Annotated in this window: 16 protein-coding genes; 11 read left to right on the forward strand and 5 right to left on the reverse strand. The window is 66.7% G+C overall.

Annotated features, from left to right (window positions below):
* Positions 1-33: 33 nt before the first annotated feature.
* Positions 34-1,515, forward strand: a complete 1,482-nt coding sequence (locus ACSF9G_RS18450; RefSeq protein ID WP_436643587.1) for a UbiA family prenyltransferase — start codon at positions 34-36, stop codon at positions 1,513-1,515.
* On the forward strand, positions 1,512-1,943 hold the full coding sequence (locus ACSF9G_RS18455; protein ID WP_436643588.1) for a GtrA family protein: 432 nt from the start codon (positions 1,512-1,514) through the stop codon (positions 1,941-1,943). The genes ACSF9G_RS18450 and ACSF9G_RS18455 overlap by 4 nt, the downstream gene beginning before the upstream one ends.
* Positions 1,944-2,066: 123 nt before the next feature.
* On the opposite strand, the gene ACSF9G_RS18460 is transcribed toward ACSF9G_RS18455, so the two are convergent.
* Complete coding sequence (locus ACSF9G_RS18460; RefSeq protein ID WP_436643589.1) at positions 2,067-3,326, reverse strand: glycosyltransferase family 39 protein; 1,260 nt, start codon at positions 3,324-3,326, stop codon at positions 2,067-2,069.
* Between the two features lie 86 nt (positions 3,327-3,412).
* The gene (locus tag ACSF9G_RS18465) at positions 3,413-4,243 is read right to left on the reverse strand and encodes an MBL fold metallo-hydrolase (protein ID WP_436643590.1); all 831 of its coding nucleotides are present in this window, start codon (positions 4,241-4,243) and stop codon (positions 3,413-3,415) included.
* 353 nt (positions 4,244-4,596) lie between these two features.
* On the opposite strand from ACSF9G_RS18465, the gene ACSF9G_RS18470 reads away from it, so the two are divergent.
* Positions 4,597-6,732: a transglycosylase domain-containing protein gene (locus tag ACSF9G_RS18470; protein WP_436643591.1), complete on the forward strand. Its 2,136-nt coding sequence runs from the start codon at positions 4,597-4,599 to the stop codon at positions 6,730-6,732.
* A 9-nt stretch (positions 6,733-6,741) separates the two neighbouring features.
* Here the strand turns inward: ACSF9G_RS18470 and ACSF9G_RS18475 are convergent, their stop codons facing one another.
* Both ACSF9G_RS18475 and ACSF9G_RS18480 read right to left on the reverse strand, forming a co-directional pair.
* The gene (locus ACSF9G_RS18475) at positions 6,742-7,959 is read right to left on the reverse strand and encodes a multidrug effflux MFS transporter (RefSeq protein WP_436643592.1); all 1,218 of its coding nucleotides are present in this window, start codon (positions 7,957-7,959) and stop codon (positions 6,742-6,744) included.
* A gap of 25 nt (positions 7,960-7,984) precedes the next feature.
* Positions 7,985-8,845 carry a fumarylacetoacetate hydrolase family protein gene (locus tag ACSF9G_RS18480; protein ID WP_436643593.1) on the reverse strand — a complete coding sequence of 287 codons (861 nt, stop codon included), beginning with the start codon at positions 8,843-8,845 and terminating at the stop codon, positions 7,985-7,987.
* 225 nt (positions 8,846-9,070) lie between these two features.
* Here ACSF9G_RS18480 and ACSF9G_RS18485 point away from each other — a divergent pair, with 225 nt between their 5' ends.
* The 4 genes from ACSF9G_RS18485 to ACSF9G_RS18500 all read left to right on the forward strand — a co-directional run bounded on the left by ACSF9G_RS18485 (position 9,071) and on the right by ACSF9G_RS18500 (position 12,002).
* A complete protein-coding gene (locus tag ACSF9G_RS18485) occupies positions 9,071-9,952 on the forward strand; it encodes a dihydrodipicolinate synthase family protein (protein ID WP_436643594.1) in 882 nt (293 codons plus the stop codon).
* A 34-nt stretch (positions 9,953-9,986) separates the two neighbouring features.
* Positions 9,987-10,922 carry a 3,5-dioxohexanoate:acetyl-CoA acetone transferase gene (gene kce, locus ACSF9G_RS18490; RefSeq protein ID WP_436643596.1) on the forward strand — a complete coding sequence of 312 codons (936 nt, stop codon included), beginning with the start codon at positions 9,987-9,989 and terminating at the stop codon, positions 10,920-10,922.
* A 220-nt stretch (positions 10,923-11,142) separates the two neighbouring features.
* Complete coding sequence (locus ACSF9G_RS18495; protein WP_436643597.1) at positions 11,143-11,529, forward strand: ElaB/YgaM/YqjD family protein; 387 nt, start codon at positions 11,143-11,145, stop codon at positions 11,527-11,529.
* Positions 11,529-12,002: a hypothetical protein gene (locus ACSF9G_RS18500; protein WP_436643598.1), complete on the forward strand. Its 474-nt coding sequence runs from the start codon at positions 11,529-11,531 to the stop codon at positions 12,000-12,002. The genes ACSF9G_RS18495 and ACSF9G_RS18500 overlap by 1 nt, the downstream gene beginning before the upstream one ends.
* A 71-nt stretch (positions 12,003-12,073) precedes the next feature.
* On the opposite strand, the gene ACSF9G_RS18505 is transcribed toward ACSF9G_RS18500, so the two are convergent.
* The gene (locus ACSF9G_RS18505) at positions 12,074-12,841 is read right to left on the reverse strand and encodes an IclR family transcriptional regulator domain-containing protein (RefSeq protein ID WP_436643599.1); all 768 of its coding nucleotides are present in this window, start codon (positions 12,839-12,841) and stop codon (positions 12,074-12,076) included.
* A gap of 125 nt (positions 12,842-12,966) precedes the next feature.
* Between ACSF9G_RS18505 and ACSF9G_RS18510 the strand changes: the two genes are divergently transcribed.
* From ACSF9G_RS18510 to pcaG, 4 genes are all read left to right on the forward strand, one after another.
* On the forward strand, positions 12,967-13,830 hold the full coding sequence (locus ACSF9G_RS18510; RefSeq protein ID WP_436643600.1) for a CoA transferase subunit A: 864 nt from the start codon (positions 12,967-12,969) through the stop codon (positions 13,828-13,830).
* A 3-nt stretch (positions 13,831-13,833) separates the two neighbouring features.
* Positions 13,834-14,598, forward strand: coding sequence for a CoA-transferase subunit beta (locus tag ACSF9G_RS18515; protein ID WP_436643601.1), 765 nt, complete (start codon positions 13,834-13,836; stop codon positions 14,596-14,598).
* A 63-nt stretch (positions 14,599-14,661) separates the two neighbouring features.
* Positions 14,662-15,366 carry a protocatechuate 3,4-dioxygenase subunit beta gene (gene pcaH, locus ACSF9G_RS18520; protein WP_436643602.1) on the forward strand — a complete coding sequence of 235 codons (705 nt, stop codon included), beginning with the start codon at positions 14,662-14,664 and terminating at the stop codon, positions 15,364-15,366.
* A gap of 2 nt (positions 15,367-15,368) precedes the next feature.
* The gene (gene pcaG, locus ACSF9G_RS18525) at positions 15,369-15,935 is read left to right on the forward strand and encodes a protocatechuate 3,4-dioxygenase subunit alpha (RefSeq protein ID WP_436643603.1); all 567 of its coding nucleotides are present in this window, start codon (positions 15,369-15,371) and stop codon (positions 15,933-15,935) included.

A 15,935-nucleotide genomic window follows, 5' to 3' on the forward strand; every position in this document is an offset into this window, starting at 1 on the left:
TCCAACAAAACGAGACGTCAACAGGCAACTTCCATGTCCGCGTATGCAGGCTCCGCCGCGCGCGTCAACGAGACGCCCGCCAGCGAAATCCCGGTGCCGCTGGTTCTCGACCTCGACCGCAGCCTGATCCGCTGCGACGTGCTGCATGAAACCGCGCTGGCTTTCCTGCGGCGCAATCCGCTGGGCGTGTTCACGCTGATGCGCTGGCTGATGCAGGGCCGCGCCGTGCTCAAGCGCAAGCTCGCGGAGGCCGTCACGGTCGATGTCGATTCCCTGCCGGTGAACCATGATCTGGCCGACTATGCCGCCGCCGAGAAGGCGAAGGGGCGCACGGTCGTGCTCGCCACGGCTTCGGACCTGTTCGTCGCCACCCGGATCGCCAAGCGCTTCGCCTTCATAGACCGCGTCGTCGCCTCGGACGGCGTGACCAACCTCAAGGGCGCGGCCAAGGCCGAGACGCTCTGCGAGATGTTCCCGGACGGGTTCACCTATGCCGGCGATTCCGCGGCAGATCTCGCGGTGTGGAAAAGGGCGGCTTCGGTCGTCGTCGTCGAGGCGAGCCCCACGGTCGCCCGAAAGGCGGCGCGCCTCGGACCCGTCGAGGCCTCGTTCCCGCGTCCGAGCGTCGCCCGCGCGATGGTGAAATCGGCGCGGCTGCACCAATGGGCCAAGAACGCACTGGTGTTCGCACCGCTGGTGCTCGGCGGCCAGTTCGCCAATCCCGCCGCCTGGGCCAACGCCGTACTCGCCTTCGTGGCGATCGGCGTGCTCGCCTCGACCACCTATCTCCTGAACGACCTGTTCGACCTGCCCGACGACCGCCAGCACTGGTCGAAGCGCGAACGGCCGTTGGCGAGCGGCCGGCTGCCGGTCGCCACCGCGGTCGCCGCGCTTCCGGTCGGCTTCGCCGTGGCATTCGCGCTCGCGGCGATGGTCGGCGCGACGGCCGCCGGCGTGCTCGCGGTCTATCTCGTCGTCACCGTCGCCTATTCGATGCAGCTGAAGCGTCAGCCGATCGTCGACGCGTTCACGCTTGCCGTCCTGTTCACGCTGCGGCTCGGCCTCGGCGTCGTCGCCGCGAGTGTCGTGGTTTCGCCGTGGCTGATGGTCTTCTCGATGTTCCTGTTCGCCTCGCTGTCGTTTGCCAAGCGACACACGGAAGCGGAGCGGATGGCCACCCTCGGGGAGCTGCGCATCGCCGGCCGCGGCTATCTGTCGAGCGACGGACCGCTGATCCTGTCGATGGGCGTCTCCAGCGGCCTCGGCGCGGTCATGATCATGGTGCTCTACCTGATCAACGACGCCTTCCCCGGCGGGCTCTACGCCAATCCGGTCTGGCTGTGGGCATTCCCGCCGATCCTGTTCTTGTGGATCGGGCGCATCTGGCTCCTGTGCCAACGCGGCGAGCTCAACGACGATCCCGTCGCCTTCGCGGTGCGCGACCGCACCTCGATCCTGCTGGGCCTCGGCATCGTCGCCGCCTTCCTGGCGGGCTGGTACGGGATCGGCGCATGATCCGCTCCATCCCCGGTTCGCAGGTCTTCCGCTTCCTGCTGCTGGGCGGGCTGGCGGCGGCGATCAACTGGCTGGTGCGCTTCCCGCTGTCGCTGGTCCTGCCGTTCTCCTGGGCGATCCTTGTCGCCTACGCGATCGGCATGTCGGCGGGCTTCACGCTCTATCGGGCCTACGTGTTCCCCGGCTCCGACCGGGCGATCGGGCCGCAGGTCGCGATCTTTCTCGCCGTCAACGTCATGGGCGCGGTGATCGTGTGGAGCGTGGCGATGGCGCTCGTCGAACGGCTGTTCCCGGCGATCGGCTACACGTTCATGCCGCTTGCCACCGGCCACGGCATCGCCATCGGGGTCGGCGCGGCGGCCAACTTCGTGGGCCACAAGTTCCTGACCTTCCGGATCAGCCACGCCGCCAGGGCGCCGTCGGCCTGACGAACTCCGTCTTTCTGGTCATCTTTCTTGGCGCCGTCCTTCCAGACGCGGCTTTTCAGCTCCTCAGGATGAGGGCCGTGGGCTCGACGAGCCCGTCTCGCGCCATGGCCCCAAACGACCGCGTCACCCGCCCGTCGTCAGCGCCAGCATGACCATCGTCACGACGTTGAGGCCGATCGCATAGGTGACCAGCACCTGCAGCGCCGGGCGCAGGCGATCGGTCAGCGCGAAGGCGAGGATCACGAACAGGATCGGCAGCCAGTCGAGCACGTAGCGCTGGACGTTGTACTGGGAGAAGCCGTTCGAGTGATAGAACAGCATCGGCACGGCCATCACCGCGATCATAAGAAGCCCGATCACCACGGCGCGGCGAATCGGCGCGAATATGGCAAGCAGCACGAAGGGGCTCGCGGCAAGAAGCGAGGTGCCGGCCGAATCCATCGCCTCGGGCACCGTCATGGTCGGTCCGCCGAACTGCAGATGGAAGCCCTGGACGAACAGGTACAGCGCGTTGAACAGCACGTAAGCCGAGCTGAACAGGCCGTAGTCGTCGATCCGGCGCGTCGACATGGTCTCGGCACCGGCAGAGGGCGGCATCATGTAGCCGTAGCCGGTGTCGGTCGGGCTGCCGAAGCGGACATAGTTGTAGGCGAAATAGATCAGCACGGCGGCGGCGACGGGCAGGCCGAGCGCGAGCGCCCGGCGCCAGTGCGGCCAGCGAAACGAAATCAGCGGCTCCTCGGCGCGCAATGCCAGCGCGAACAGGAACGGCAGCATGAAGATCGACATCTGACGGCTGAGAAACGCCACGCCGATGGCGACGCCGGCCAGGACCAGGCTGCCGCCGCGCACGGTCTCATGGATCGCGACGGCGATGCCCAGGAAGGCGACCGTCTGGGCGAAGAACCAGACGCCGTCGCCGCGGATCGTGACGTAATAGAGCGGCGTTGCGAAGGCGAGGGCGAGGACAAGCCAGACGGCGGTTTCGCGGTCGAGTCCCAGATGACCGAGGATCCGCCACCACAGGGCGAGCGAGATCCCCGTCAAAAGCATCGCCAGCAGTATGAAGCCGGAAAATCCAGGTCCGAACAGCGCGACGAAGGGCATGACCAGAACCGCGGGGGCCGGCGGGAAGATCACCCACATCCTGTCGGCGTAGATCGCGCAGTCCTCGTCGAAACAGCCGCTGACGTCGAGCCGACCATTGAGGAAGGCGTCGGCGAGCAGCGCGTAGGTGTTGGCTTCGCCCGCCTCGCCGAGCGCGCGCACGGCAAGCCCGGCAACCAGCAGGGCCGACATCAGCGCGGCGAGAGCCAGTAGCACGAGGCCGCGGCGACGCAGCAGGCCGCCGCCCGCGGGTTTCGTATCGGTGATCGCGCTCATGGGAAAACCGCCATTGGAGTCCGCCTGTTCGCCCGGACTTTACCGGTGCCGGGTTACCAAGCGTTTGCGATCTTCCGCGGGCCGGTTCAGAATCCGGGCAGCACCAGCACGGTCGGCTGCACCGGCAGGGAATCGCGAGACAGCGTGACGGACGGGGTGTCGCTCAGCACCACCTCGTAGTGGTCGCCCATGCGGGTGAGGAAACGATTGAGTGTCGTCGACCCGAAATAGTGCATCGGGATCACCAGCGGCACCTGCAGCTTCTGCAGGGTCTCGATCATGCCCTCCACATCGAGGGTATAGCTGCCGTCGACCGGGGCGAGCACCACGTCGATACGGCCGAGCGCCTTCAAGTGGTCGTTGGTCAGCACGTGATGGAGATGACCTAGATGCAGGATGCACAGGCCCGCCACCTCGAAGACGAACATGGAATTGGCGTCGCGGGTGACGCCCGCCGCGCCGCCGCGGATATTGGTGGTGACGTTCCTGAGCCAGACGTCGTCGACGGTCAGCTCCCACTTCGCCGGCTCGCCGCCCTGGCCCCAGCCGGGCAGCAGATATTCGATGCCCGGATCGGGACTGTAGGAGCGGTGCGAGGAATGGGCGATGTTCATGGTGGCGATGCGCGGGGTCACCGGCGGACGCACGCCGTCGTTGTAATCCGTGGCAATGGTCACGCCGGCCGGGCTTTCGATGAAGAACGTGGAATGACCGACATAGGTGAGCCGCACCGTGCTCTCGCCCTGCTCGGCGCCCTGCGCCAGCCGGAACGCGGCGGGAACGACCGGCAGCGCCTCGAAGGCGATCAGGCGCGGGCAACGTTCGGGCTCCACCTCCTGAGCGAGCGCGCCGGATACGGCGCCCGACAGAATCACGGACGCGGCGAAACCCTTCGCGACGGAACCCAGGGCGAACATCGCGCGCTCCCTGTCGGTTGGCCCGGTACCCGCTGCAGTGTCTCACGCGATCTTCGCCCGGGCCATCCCGGCATGGTGAAATTCCCGTGATCCCTGGGGTTTCAGGCACTGTTGCCGCGGTGCCACGCATCCCGGTTCAAAGACGGATTGCCATTTTCTCAACCTTAACTCGCCCTTAAGCGGCCGAAATTAGCTTGCCATTTGCGTGCGGATGCAGCCGGCCGTTGTTCGGTAGTGCGTTTCGGCCGGCCGCACCCGCACCATACCGTTCCCTCTGAAAAGCGAACGGGTATCGGGCGTACTCGAACCTACTGAACTGCCGTGCCCGTCGGGGCGCGATCGACAGGACGCGCATGAGCCCCTACGACCTCAGACTGAGCCCCGAAGACCGGCCCGGTGGACCGACCCATCGGTCGAAGTCGAAATCGTCGAGAAAATCCGGGAAGGCTCCGGCATCCACCCGCCGCGCCAAGCCGCGCAAGGCCAAAAAGACCAAGCGCGCCACGGCCCGCGGCGGCATCGGCCGCACGATCGGCCGGATGGCCTACTGGACCGCGGTGCTTGGCGTCTGGGGTCTGATCGCCGTGATGGGCGTCGTCGGCTATTTCGCGATGACCCTGCCGCCGCCAGAGGAACTGGCAGTGCCCGACCGCCCGGCCAATGTCATGGTGGTCGCCGCCGACGGCACGGTTCTGGGCAATCGCGGCGAGACCGGCGGCGAGGCGGTGCGCCTGTTCGAACTGCCGCCTTATCTGCCGCAGGCGGTGATGGCGATCGAGGACCGCCGCTTCTATTCCCATTTCGGCGTGGACCCGATCGGGCTTGCCCGCGCGGCCGTCACCAATTTCACCGCCGGCGGCGTGGTGCAGGGCGGCTCGACGCTGACGCAGCAGCTCGCCAAGAACCTGTTCCTTAAGCCCGAGCGCACCATCCGCCGCAAGGTGCAGGAAGTGCTGCTGGCGCTGTGGCTCGAGCACAAGTTCTCGAAGGACCAGATCCTGGAGATGTACCTGAACCGCGTCTATCTCGGGGCCGGCGCCACCGGCGTGGAGGCAGCAGCGCGGACCTACTACGGCAAATCGGCGCGCGAAGTGACGGTTTCCGAGGCCGCGACCATTGCCGGCCTGCTCAAGGCGCCATCGAGATATGCGCCGACAAGCAATCCCGATCTTGCCGAACAACGGGCCCAGACGGTGCTGAGCGCCATGGTCGAGGCCGGCTACCTCACCGACGACGAAGCCAAGCTCGCGCTGATCAGTCCGGCCGAGGTGAAGCCGCGCACGCCGGGCGAATCCGCCGGCTACGTCGCCGACTGGATATGGGAACAGGTGCCCTCGTTCATCGGCGAGCTGCGCGAGGACGTCGTGGTCGACACCACCATCGACATGCGCATGCAGGAGGCCGCCGAGGCCGCGCTCGTCAAGGTGATCGACGAGCAGGGCAAGGAGAAGGGCGTCTCGGAGGGTGCGCTCGTCGCCATGGACACGAGCGGCGCCGTACGCGCCATAGTCGGCGGCCGCAACTACGCGAAAAGCCAGTTCAACCGCGCGGTGAAAGCGAAGCGCCAGTCCGGTTCCTCGTTCAAGACGTTCGTCTATGCCGCCGCGATCGAGGCCGGCCTCTCGCCCGACACGTTGCGAACCGACGGACCGGTTTCGTTCGGCAACTGGTCTCCGGGCAACTACAACGGCAAGTATCGCGGCCCGATCACGCTCACCGAGGCTCTCAAGGACTCGATTAACACGGTCGCCGTCAGGCTGACGTCGGAGGTCGGGGTCGACAAGGTCATCGACGTCGCCCACAGGATGGGCATCGGCTCGGACATTCCGGAGAACATGTCGATTGCGCTCGGCACCTCGGACGTCACGCCGCTGGAGCTGGTCAGCGCCTATGTGCCGCTCGCCTCGGGCGGCTACGGCGCGGTGCCCTACGTGATCCGCCGCATCCGCACCGCCGACGGCAAGGTCCTCTATGAGCGCAGCGGCGACGGCCCCGGCCAGGTCCTGTCGTCGGAGACGGTCGGCGCCATGAACTACATGCTGAAGCAGACCGTCGAGAACGGGACCGGCCGGCGCGCGGGATTCGATGCCTGGCCGGCGGCCGGCAAGACCGGCACCAGCCAGGAATACAAGAACGCCTGGTTCATCGGCTACACCGCCTACCTGGTCACCGGCGTCTGGCTCGGCAACGACGACGGCAAGCCGACCAAGAGGGTGACCGGCGGCAGCCTGCCGGCAACGGTCTGGCACGATTTCATGGCCGATGCGCATGAAGGGCTCGCCATGGCCGACCTGCCCGGCGAGTACATTCCCGGCACCGGCACGCAGTTCGCCGTCGACGAGACGCTGCCGTGGCTGCAGGGCAATCCGGCTCCGCAAAGCCCGGCCTACGATCCGAGCCGGCCGGTGCAGGCGCAAGCGCCCCAGCAGAACGGGGGCGGCGGCCTGTTCGGCCAGAACGGCTTCTTCAAGAAACTGTTCGGCGGATAGCCGGACCGGCTACTCGCCGGAGCGCGCGGCCGCGCGGACCTTCCAGCCGCCCAGAAACACGGCCGCCGCGGCAAGGCCGAGCACGGCCAGGGAAACGGCGAGCGGCATCGCCTGGTTGGCAAACAACCCGGCGTCCAGGATGCCGGTGACGAGCACGCCGGCGAGCGCGGAAAAGGTCATCTGGCAGACTCCCATCAGCGAGGATGCCGCGCCGGCATTGCCCGGAAACGGCATCAGCGCGCCGGCCATCGACTGGGCAAGCGCGGCGCCGACACCGGCGAACACGACAGTCGACATGCCGACGACCGAATAGACCCCACCGACATCGGCAATCACGACCGCGAGTGTGGCAACGCCGCCGAGCGCCATCAGGGTGATGCCGACGGCGATGCCGGCGTCGATGCCGAAACGGCCCGTGACGTGACGGCCGGCGAGCGTGCCGCCGATATAGCCCAGACTGCACAGGCCGAAGGAGATGCCGAACCCTATCGGCGACAGGCCGTAGAGGCCCTGCAGGATGAAGGACGACACCGAAATGAAGACGAAGATGCAGCCGTAGCTCAGGCAGACCAGCGAGACATAGACGACGAAGCGCGCATCGCGGATCAGTCGGCCGAAGATGCGGATCATCCCGAGTGGCGTCGACGGCGCGCCGCTGTCGGGTCGCGTCTCCGGCAGGCGCAGGGCAACGGCGGCGAACAGGATAAGGCCGATCGCGGCCGCCACGATGAAGGTCGAGCGCCAGCCGAAGGTGATCTCGAGCACGCCGCCGATCGCCGGCGCGACGGTCGGGACAATGCCCATGATCGAGGCCATCATCGCCAGCTCCTGGCCGGCACGGCGGCCCGAATAGAGGTCGCGGGCAATCGCGCGGGCAAGCACGATCGGACCGGAGGCGCCGAGCGCCTGGACGAAACGGGCGGCAATCAACAGCGGCATCGACTGGGCGATCGCGCAGAGAACGGTGGCGAGGACGAAGATCGACAGCCCGACGAGGAGCGCCGGTCGGCGGCCGTAGCGGTCGGACAACGGGCCGTAGAAGATCTGCGTCGAGGCGAAGCCGATCAGGAAGGCCGACAGGGTGAGCTGCCCTTCCGTCGGCGTCGAGCCGAGCTCGGCCGTCAGCGACGGCAGCGACGGCAGATACATGTCGGTCGACAGCGGGCCCAGCGCGGTGAGCAGGCCGAGCAGGGCCGTAAGCGCGATCGTGTCGGACCTGAACGTCATTGGACTGTACCGGCTGCGGACCGTGTCACCGGGGCTCGTCGATCACGGAATTCGACAGCGTGCCGATCTCGGGAACGGCCACATCGACGACGTCGCCGGGCACGAGCCAGCGCGGCGGATCGAAGCGGGCGCCAGCGCCGGTCGGCGTGCCCGTCAGGATCATGTCGCCGGGCTTCAGCGTGGCGAACGTGGTGATGTATTCGATCAGGCGGGCGAACGAATACATCATGTTGGCGGTGGTATCGTCCTGACGCAGTTCGCCGTTGACCGTCGTGGTGACGTGCAGGGGCGCGGACAGATCGACCTCGTCAGACGTCACCATCCACGGGCCGATCGCACCGGTGCGGTCGAAGTTCTTGCCCTGGGTGACGTTGAACTTGGCGTGGCGCGTCCAGTCGCGGATCGTGCCTTCATTGGCAAGCGTCACGCCGGCGACATGGGAGAGCGCCCGATCGGCAGGGATGCGGCGCCCCGCCTTGCCGATCACCAGCACGATCTCACCCTCGTAGTCGAGCTGATCGGAGACCGGGGGACGCTCGATCGGCGTGCCGTGGCCGACGAACGAACTGGGAAAACGCACGAACATGCTCGGATAGGACTTCTCCTCCGACCCGTCCTTGTACTCGGCGTTGCGATTGGCGTAGTTGACGCCGATGCAGAGGATCTTCTCGGGATCGGTGACGGGCGGCAGCAGCGTGACCGCGTCGAGCGCCAGATCCGGCGAGGCGCCCTCGAGAGCGGCGCGGGCCTTGTCGAGGCCGTCGGCCTCGAGCAGCGCACGAACCGTGGGAAACGCCGAAAGCCGCGCGGCGAGGTCGACGATGCCGCCATCGACGACGGCGCCCCAGGACATCCGTCCACCGGTCGAGAAACTGACGATACGCATGACGGTCTCCAGATCGGTCCGGCGTGGGGGCGGCGGCCGAGGACTCCGCTCGGTTCCGCGAGGCGTTGCCCGACACGCTTATGAAACCGGCCCGCCCGCGTCAATTCGGTTTGCGAACAAACGATTTTGCCGGACGCTGCCGTTTCCATACTCCACGCGGCGCCGCTGCCGGTGTATACACGGGCCGGAATTCGGAAGCGCCGACCACGTGAACCGGAGCGCACAATGGCCAAGCTGCTCGTCCCCGCCGCCACCCCCATCGACGCCGACAGGCGGATCGATCTGGAACGGCTCGCCGCCCACTGCCATGCTTTGCTGGCCGACGGCGCCGACGCCATCGCCCTGTTCGGCACGACCGGCGAGGCCACCTCGTTCTCGGCGCCCGAACGGATGGCGACGCTGGAAGGGCTGATCGCGGCGGGCATCCCCGCGGACAGGATCATGCCGGGTACGGGCTGCCCGGCGGTGACGGAGGCGATCGCGCTGTCGCGCCACGCCTTCGAGCAGGGCTGCGAAACGGTGATGACGCTGCCGCCCTACTATTACAAGGCGGTCAGCGAGGACGGCGTCTTCGACGCGATGGCCTGGCTGGTCGAAGAGCTGAAGCCCCTTGGTCCGCGCATCATCCTCTACCACATCCCGCCGGTCGCCCAGGTCGGCTTTCCGGTGCCGCTGGTGCGCCGGCTGGCCGATGCCTTCCCTGGCATCATCGTCGGGGTCAAGGATTCCTCGGGCGACTTCGCCAACACCGAGGCGCTGCTTGCGGCCTGCCCCGACCTCGACATCTATCCGGGATCGGAGACCTTCCTGCTGCCGGGCCTGCGGAAGGGCGGGGCGGGCTGCATCACCGCGACCGGCAATCTCAACGCCAGGGCGATCCGCGCCGTCATCGACGAAACCGATCCCGGGCGCGCCGACGACCGCCACGCGGAAATCGTCGGCTATCGCAAGACCGTCGAGGCGCGACCGCTGATCGCGGCGATCAAGGCCGTGCTGGCGGATCGCTACGGCGCGCCCTCGTGGCGCGCGGTGCGGCCGCCGCTCAGGGCGCTGCCGGACGACCAGATCAAGCCACTGCTGGAGGATCTGGAGAGGCTGTCGTCATAGCCGGCACCGCGCACCGGCTGCTTTGGGAGGAAGCATGAAGAAGCAGGACAAAGTGATCATCACCTGCGCCGTCACCGGCTCGATCCACACGCCGACGATGACGCCGCACCTGCCGATCACGCCCGGCGAGATCGCCGAGGCCTCGATCGGCGCGGCGGAGGCCGGCGCCTCGATCATCCACCTGCATGCGCGCGATCCGCAGGACGGCAAGCCGACGCCGGATCCCGACGTGTTCATGCAGTTTCTGCCGCGCATCAAGCAGTCCACCAACGCGGTGATCAACATCACGACCGGCGGCGGCCACGGCATGACCGTCCAGGAGCGCCTCGCCGCGCCCCTGCGCGCCAGGCCCGAAATGTGCTCGCTCAACATGGGGTCGATGAATTTCGGCCTGTATCCCATGCTCGACCGCTATCCCGACTTCGAGCACGCCTGGGAGCGGCAGCATCTCGAGAACTCGCGCGACTACATTTTCCGCAACACCTTCAAGGACATCGAATACATCCTGAAGGAGCTCGGCGACGCCCACGGCACCCGCTTCGAGTTCGAGTGCTACGATGTCGGCCACCTCTACAATCTCGCCCACTTCCTCGACCGCAAGCTCGTCAAGCCGCCGCTCTTCGTGCAGACGATCTTCGGCATCCTCGGCGGCATCGGCGCGGATCCGGAGAACGTGATGCATATGCGCCGGATCGCCGACAAGCTGTTCGGCGACGAGTGGTGCTGGTCGATCCTGGCGGCGGGCCGCAACCAGATGCCGTTCTGCTCGATGGCCGCAACGATGGGCGCCAATGTCCGCGTCGGTCTCGAGGACTCGATCTATCTCGGCAAGGGCACGCTCGCCGAGACCAACGCCGCGCAGGTCGCCAAGATCCGCCGCATCATGGAGGATCTGTCGCTTCAGATCGCCACGCCCGAAGATGCGCGCGCCATGTTGGATCTAAAGGGCGCCGATAGGGTCGGGTTCTAGGATAATCCACGGGTCACGGCGGCGGGATTCGGGAACTTTCGGCCGCAGGTCGCGTTGTCCGGGCGGTCGCGCGCACGTCCGCCCGGCCGAGTGGTCCTGCCCGACTCCGTACCTGAGAGCTCGCGCGCGGGGCACATGAGTAAATGGGCATAGGAGTAATTTAGGTCCGTTCGGCTATAATCAACGCCAATGCAGCGGCAAGGAACAAGGGAGTTTCGTCATGAGTGCCCAGAAGGCCAGCGCCGGCAACAAATCAGCTTCGAACGAATCGGTCGCCGAGAACTGGGAACGGCTTACCGACCGGCTCGCGCGGCTGCGCGAGGATCTATCCGAGATCAATTCCGCCGCCGGCGACCTCGCCAGGGCCGGTGCCGGTGAAGGCCGGGATCGCATTCTCAACGAGATCGACGAGCTGTCTCGCCGGGTCAACACGCTTGCCGAGGATCTCAGCGCGCGCGGCCACGATAGCGTTCGCCACGCCGGCGAACGCGCCAGCGCGATCGGCCACGAGCTGGAGAGCACGATCAATCGCAATCCGCTGACGGCCGTCCTGATCGCGGTCGGCCTCGGCTTCCTGATCGGCATGGCCTCGCGGGGCCGGAACTAGTGCCGATCGCCAGTCTGGTCAGGATGGCGACATCGACGGCCGTGGACATGGCCGCCGATGCCGCCCGTCCCGTGGTGCGCGATGCCGTCCGGCGCGCCGTCTTCCTCGGGATCGCCCTGATCCTGTTCGCCGGCGTCATCGTCTTCGCGGAACTCGCATTCTATTTGTGGCTGCGCACCCAGACGGCACCCTATATCGCCGCCCTGATCGTCGCAGGAGTCACGCTGATCCTGATGCTGATCGCCCTCCTGATCGCGGTTTCCGGCGGTTCGCACGGGCATGGCCGTCCGGCGCGCACCTCGGATCAGGGTCGCGCGGCAGCAAGCGCGTCAAGCCGCAATGCCAACGACGACATCGCGCGACTGGCGGCGGAAGCCGAGGCGGTCGGCGCGATTTTCGGCAAGGACGCGAAGGGCTACGAACTGGTGCTCGGCGCCTTCGTCGTCGGCATGATGATGGGGCGGGGCAAGTAGCCCCCGGCCGTTCGGTCACCCGGGAAATCGCCGGACCGTCCTTGCAAGCCTAAAGTCGGTCCGTCCGCCTCTCAGCGGCTGTCCATAGCGATTTCGATGTGCCGGACCGCCCGTTGCAGGGCGGGAAGGAAGCGTTCGACCATGTCGTCGGCGGAGACGCGGGCGGCCTGCGCGGAGATGTTGATGGCGATGTTGGAGCGGGCGTTGCGGTTCCTGACCGGCACCGAGATCGAGCGCAGACCGAGTTCCAGCTCTTCCGATACGATGGCATAGCCCCGGTCCTGTACCTCGTCGATGCGCTGGCGCAGAGAGGTCCGCGTGGTCAGGGTGTACGGCGTGAGCGGCGTAAGCTTGGCCTTGCTCAGGTAGATCTCCAGTTCGCGCGGCTGCATCAGCGACAGAAGCGCCTGGCCCATCGACGTGGCGTGGGCCGGCAGGCGCGTGCCCAGTCCCAGGCCGATGGTCATGATCCGGTGGCGAGCCGGCGCGCGGGCGACATAGATGATGTCCGTGCCGTCCATCATCGCGGCGGATGCGGATTCGTCGAACTGCTCCGACAGGCCGCGAAGCACGTCCTGCACGATCTCCAGCTCACTCGCAGACGAGACATAGGATTGCGCCAGCTCCAGGATCGCCGGCGTGAGTTCGTAATTCTTGCCGTCGCTCCTGGCGAGGCCCGTCTCGCACAAGGTGATCAGGAACCGGCGGGCGGCGGCGCGCGTCAGGCCGGTGCGGGCGGCGACATCGGTTATCGTCTGATGGCGATGACCGGCATCGAAGCTGCGGATAACGGCGATCCCCCGCACGAGGGACTGAACGGTTTCGTCGCGGACGGCCATAGCGCCTCCCATAAGTTCGGATGACGAACATATTATCGATATGCGAACCGAGCCGTTGACGCAACGGGGAGTTGGGAGCTCAAATCATCTTGGCTATGTCGGCTGGAAAATGCGAAGGAAAATCCGTGGCTGAGATCACGTCTCTGTCCGAGGCGATAGAAAAAAACGTTCGTGACGGCGACAGCGTCGCGATGGAAGGCTTCACCCATCTCATCCCCCATGCGGCGGGACACGAGATCATCAGGCAGGGTCGCAAGCACCTGACGCTGTACCGGATGACGCCGGACCTGATCTACGACCAGCTGATCGGAATGGGATGCGCCGACAAACTGGTCTTCTCCTGGGGCGGCAATCCCGGCGTTGGCTCGCTGCATCGCCTGCGCGACGCGGTGGAGAACGGCTGGCCGCATCGGCTGCAGATCGAGGAGCACAGCCACGCGGCGATGGCGAACGCCTATGACGCGGGGGCGGCGAACCTGCCGTTCGCGGTGTTCCGCGGCTATGTCGGCACCGACCTGCCGAAGGTGAATCCGACGATCCGGCATGTCACCTGCCCCTATACCGGCGAGGAGCTCGCGACCGTTCCCGCGATCCGGCCCGATGTCGCCATCGTCCACGCGCTGAAGGCCGATCGGGACGGCAACGTCCTGTTCGCGGGCATCGTCGGGGTGCAGAAGGAAGCCGTTCTGGCGGCGAAGCGTTCGGTGATCACGGTCGAAGAAGTCGTCGATGATTTCGGCGATATCTCGCCCAATTCCGTGATCCTGCCGCGTTGGGCGGTCACGGCGATCGCCGAAGTGCCGGGCGGCGCCCATCCGTCCTATGCGCACGGCTACTACAAGCGCGACAATGCGTACTACAAGGCATGGGACCCGATCGCGCGCGATCGCGATACATTCCTTGCCTGGATGAAGGACAACGTTCTCGACAAGGGGCCCGAGGCCTATGCCCGCTACGCGGGCGACGGATCCACGGCACGGGGAGCCTGAACGATGGATCATACCGCGAACGAGATGATGACGATCGCTGCGGCGCGGCCTCTCAGGAACGAGGACGTCTGCTTCGTGGGGATCGGCGCACCGTCGGCAGCCTGCAACCTCGCGCGGCTGACGCATGCCCCGAACATCACGCTGATCTACGAATCCGGCACGATCGGCACCCGGCCGGATGTGCTGCCGCTGTCGATTGGCGACGGCGAACTGTGCGACACCGCGCTGACGACGGTCTCCGTGCCGGAGATGTTCCGCTACTGGCTGCAGGGCGGCCACATCACGCTCGGCTTCCTGGGCGGCGCGCAGATCGACCGTTTCGCCAACCTGAACACGACCGTCGTCGGGCCCTACGACACGCCGAAGGTTCGCCTGCCCGGCGGCGGCGGGGCGCCAGAGATCGCCGGGCACTGCGGCGAGATCTTCATCACCATGGCGCTGTCTCCGCGCGGCTTCGTCGACCACCTCGCGTTCATCACCTCGATGGGCCACGGCGAGGGCGGCGACCATCGCCGGCGCCTGGGCCTGAAAACAAAGGGCCCGACCAAGGTGATCACCGACATGTGCATCCTGGAACCCGACCCGGAGACGAAGGAACTGACCGTCGTCTCGATCCATCCGGGCGTCGCCAGGGACCGGATTTCAGAGGCGTGCGGCTGGCCGATCCGCTTTGCGGAGACGACCGTCGAAACGCCCGCCCCGACGGCAGAGGAACTGGAAACGCTGCGCGCGCTTCAGGAGCGCACGCGCCGCGCCCACGCCGCCTGACAGGCGCCCGGCCCGATATCGCAGGGGAACGATATCGGCCGCAACGAGGAGGAGCACCAACCGATGAGCGACGCACCAGGATACCGCCTCATCACGCCGGACAGCGCACCCGCGCATCCATTTCCGGACTATCGGTCGAACCCGCTGCGCGTGCCGAAGCGGCCGCTGATGATCCTGCCGCACACGCTGAGCGAGATCACCGGCCCGGTCTACGGCCACGAGGGCGTCAGGCCGGAGGAGGCCGACCTCACCCGCCAGCACGGCGGCGAGCCGCTCGGCGAACGGATCATCGTGCACGGACGCGTCCTCGACGAGGACGGCCGCCCGGTGCGCAACAGCCTGGTCGAGATCTGGCAGGCCAATGCCGCCGGGCGCTATATCCACCAGCGCGACCAGCATCCCGCCCCGATCGATCCGAACTTCACCGGCGCGGGCCGCTGCGTGACCGACAACGACGGCAACTACCGCTTCGTCACGGTCAAGCCAGGCGCCTATCCCTGGCGCAACCACCACAACGCCTGGCGACCGGCGCACATCCATTTCTCGCTGTTCGGGGCGAGCTTCATGCAGCGTCTGGTGACACAGATGTACTTTCCCGGCGACCCGCTGTTCCCGTTCGACCCGATCTTCAATTCGGTTACCGACGAACGGGCGCGGCAACGGATGATCTCGAGCTTCGACCTCGACGCCACCCAGCCGGAATGGGCGCTCGCGTTCAAGTTCGACATCGTGCTTCGCGGCCGCGAAGCCATCCCGATGGAGGACTGACCATGTCGAAGACGACACCGTCGCAGACGGTCGGACCGTTCTTCCATTTCGGCCTGACCGACACGTACGAGATCGACGATCTGGCCGGCACCGAGTCCGAGGGCGAGCGCATCGTCATCGAGGGCCACGTCCTGGACGGGGACGGCCAGCCCGTGCCGGACTGCATGATCGAGATCTGGCAGGCCAACGCGGCAGGTAAGTACGACCATCCCGAAGACGATCAGGACAAGCCGATCGATCCCGGTTTCCAGGGCTTCGGCCGGGTGGCCACCGATCCCGAAGGCCGCTTCCATTTCCGAACGGTGAGGCCGGGACCCGTATCAGGCCTCGGCAATGCGCTGCAGGCCCCGCATATCCTGGTGCAGGTCTACGCCCGCGGATTGCTGAAGCAGCTCGTCACCCGGATTTATCTGGAAGGCGAACCGCTCAACGACACCGATCCGCTCCTCAACGCGATCGAGGACGCGGCGGCGCGGCACAGTTTGATCGCCAAAAACAAGGGCGACGGCCACTATCACTGGGACATCATCCTGCAGGGCGAGAACGAGACCCAGTTCTTCGAGGCGTAG

This window comes from Microbaculum mangrovi (genome assembly GCF_051390635.1).
GTDB lineage: Bacteria > Pseudomonadota > Alphaproteobacteria > Rhizobiales > Tepidamorphaceae > Microbaculum.

What these genes read in the sequence shown, in the direction of transcription:
- ACSF9G_RS18450 (WP_436643587.1), top strand. Translation starts at nt 34, where the DNA reads ATGTCCGCGTATGCAGGCTCCGCCGCGCGCGTCAACGAGACGCCCGCC.
- pcaG (WP_436643603.1), top strand. Translation starts at nt 15,369, where the DNA reads ATGTCGAAGACGACACCGTCGCAGACGGTCGGACCGTTCTTCCATTTC.
- ACSF9G_RS18470 (WP_436643591.1), top strand. Translation starts at nt 4,597, where the DNA reads ATGAGCCCCTACGACCTCAGACTGAGCCCCGAAGACCGGCCCGGTGGA.
- ACSF9G_RS18465 (WP_436643590.1), bottom strand. Translation starts at nt 4,243, where the DNA reads ATGTTCGCCCTGGGTTCCGTCGCGAAGGGTTTCGCCGCGTCCGTGATT.
- ACSF9G_RS18495 (WP_436643597.1), top strand. Translation starts at nt 11,143, where the DNA reads ATGAGTGCCCAGAAGGCCAGCGCCGGCAACAAATCAGCTTCGAACGAA.
- ACSF9G_RS18480 (WP_436643593.1), bottom strand. Translation starts at nt 8,845, where the DNA reads ATGCGTATCGTCAGTTTCTCGACCGGTGGACGGATGTCCTGGGGCGCC.
- ACSF9G_RS18485 (WP_436643594.1), top strand. Translation starts at nt 9,071, where the DNA reads ATGGCCAAGCTGCTCGTCCCCGCCGCCACCCCCATCGACGCCGACAGG.
- kce (WP_436643596.1), top strand. Translation starts at nt 9,987, where the DNA reads ATGAAGAAGCAGGACAAAGTGATCATCACCTGCGCCGTCACCGGCTCG.
- pcaH (WP_436643602.1), top strand. Translation starts at nt 14,662, where the DNA reads ATGAGCGACGCACCAGGATACCGCCTCATCACGCCGGACAGCGCACCC.
- ACSF9G_RS18515 (WP_436643601.1), top strand. Translation starts at nt 13,834, where the DNA reads ATGGATCATACCGCGAACGAGATGATGACGATCGCTGCGGCGCGGCCT.
- ACSF9G_RS18505 (WP_436643599.1), bottom strand. Translation starts at nt 12,841, where the DNA reads ATGGCCGTCCGCGACGAAACCGTTCAGTCCCTCGTGCGGGGGATCGCC.
- ACSF9G_RS18455 (WP_436643588.1), top strand. Translation starts at nt 1,512, where the DNA reads ATGATCCGCTCCATCCCCGGTTCGCAGGTCTTCCGCTTCCTGCTGCTG.
- ACSF9G_RS18475 (WP_436643592.1), bottom strand. Translation starts at nt 7,959, where the DNA reads ATGACGTTCAGGTCCGACACGATCGCGCTTACGGCCCTGCTCGGCCTG.
- ACSF9G_RS18460 (WP_436643589.1), bottom strand. Translation starts at nt 3,326, where the DNA reads ATGAGCGCGATCACCGATACGAAACCCGCGGGCGGCGGCCTGCTGCGT.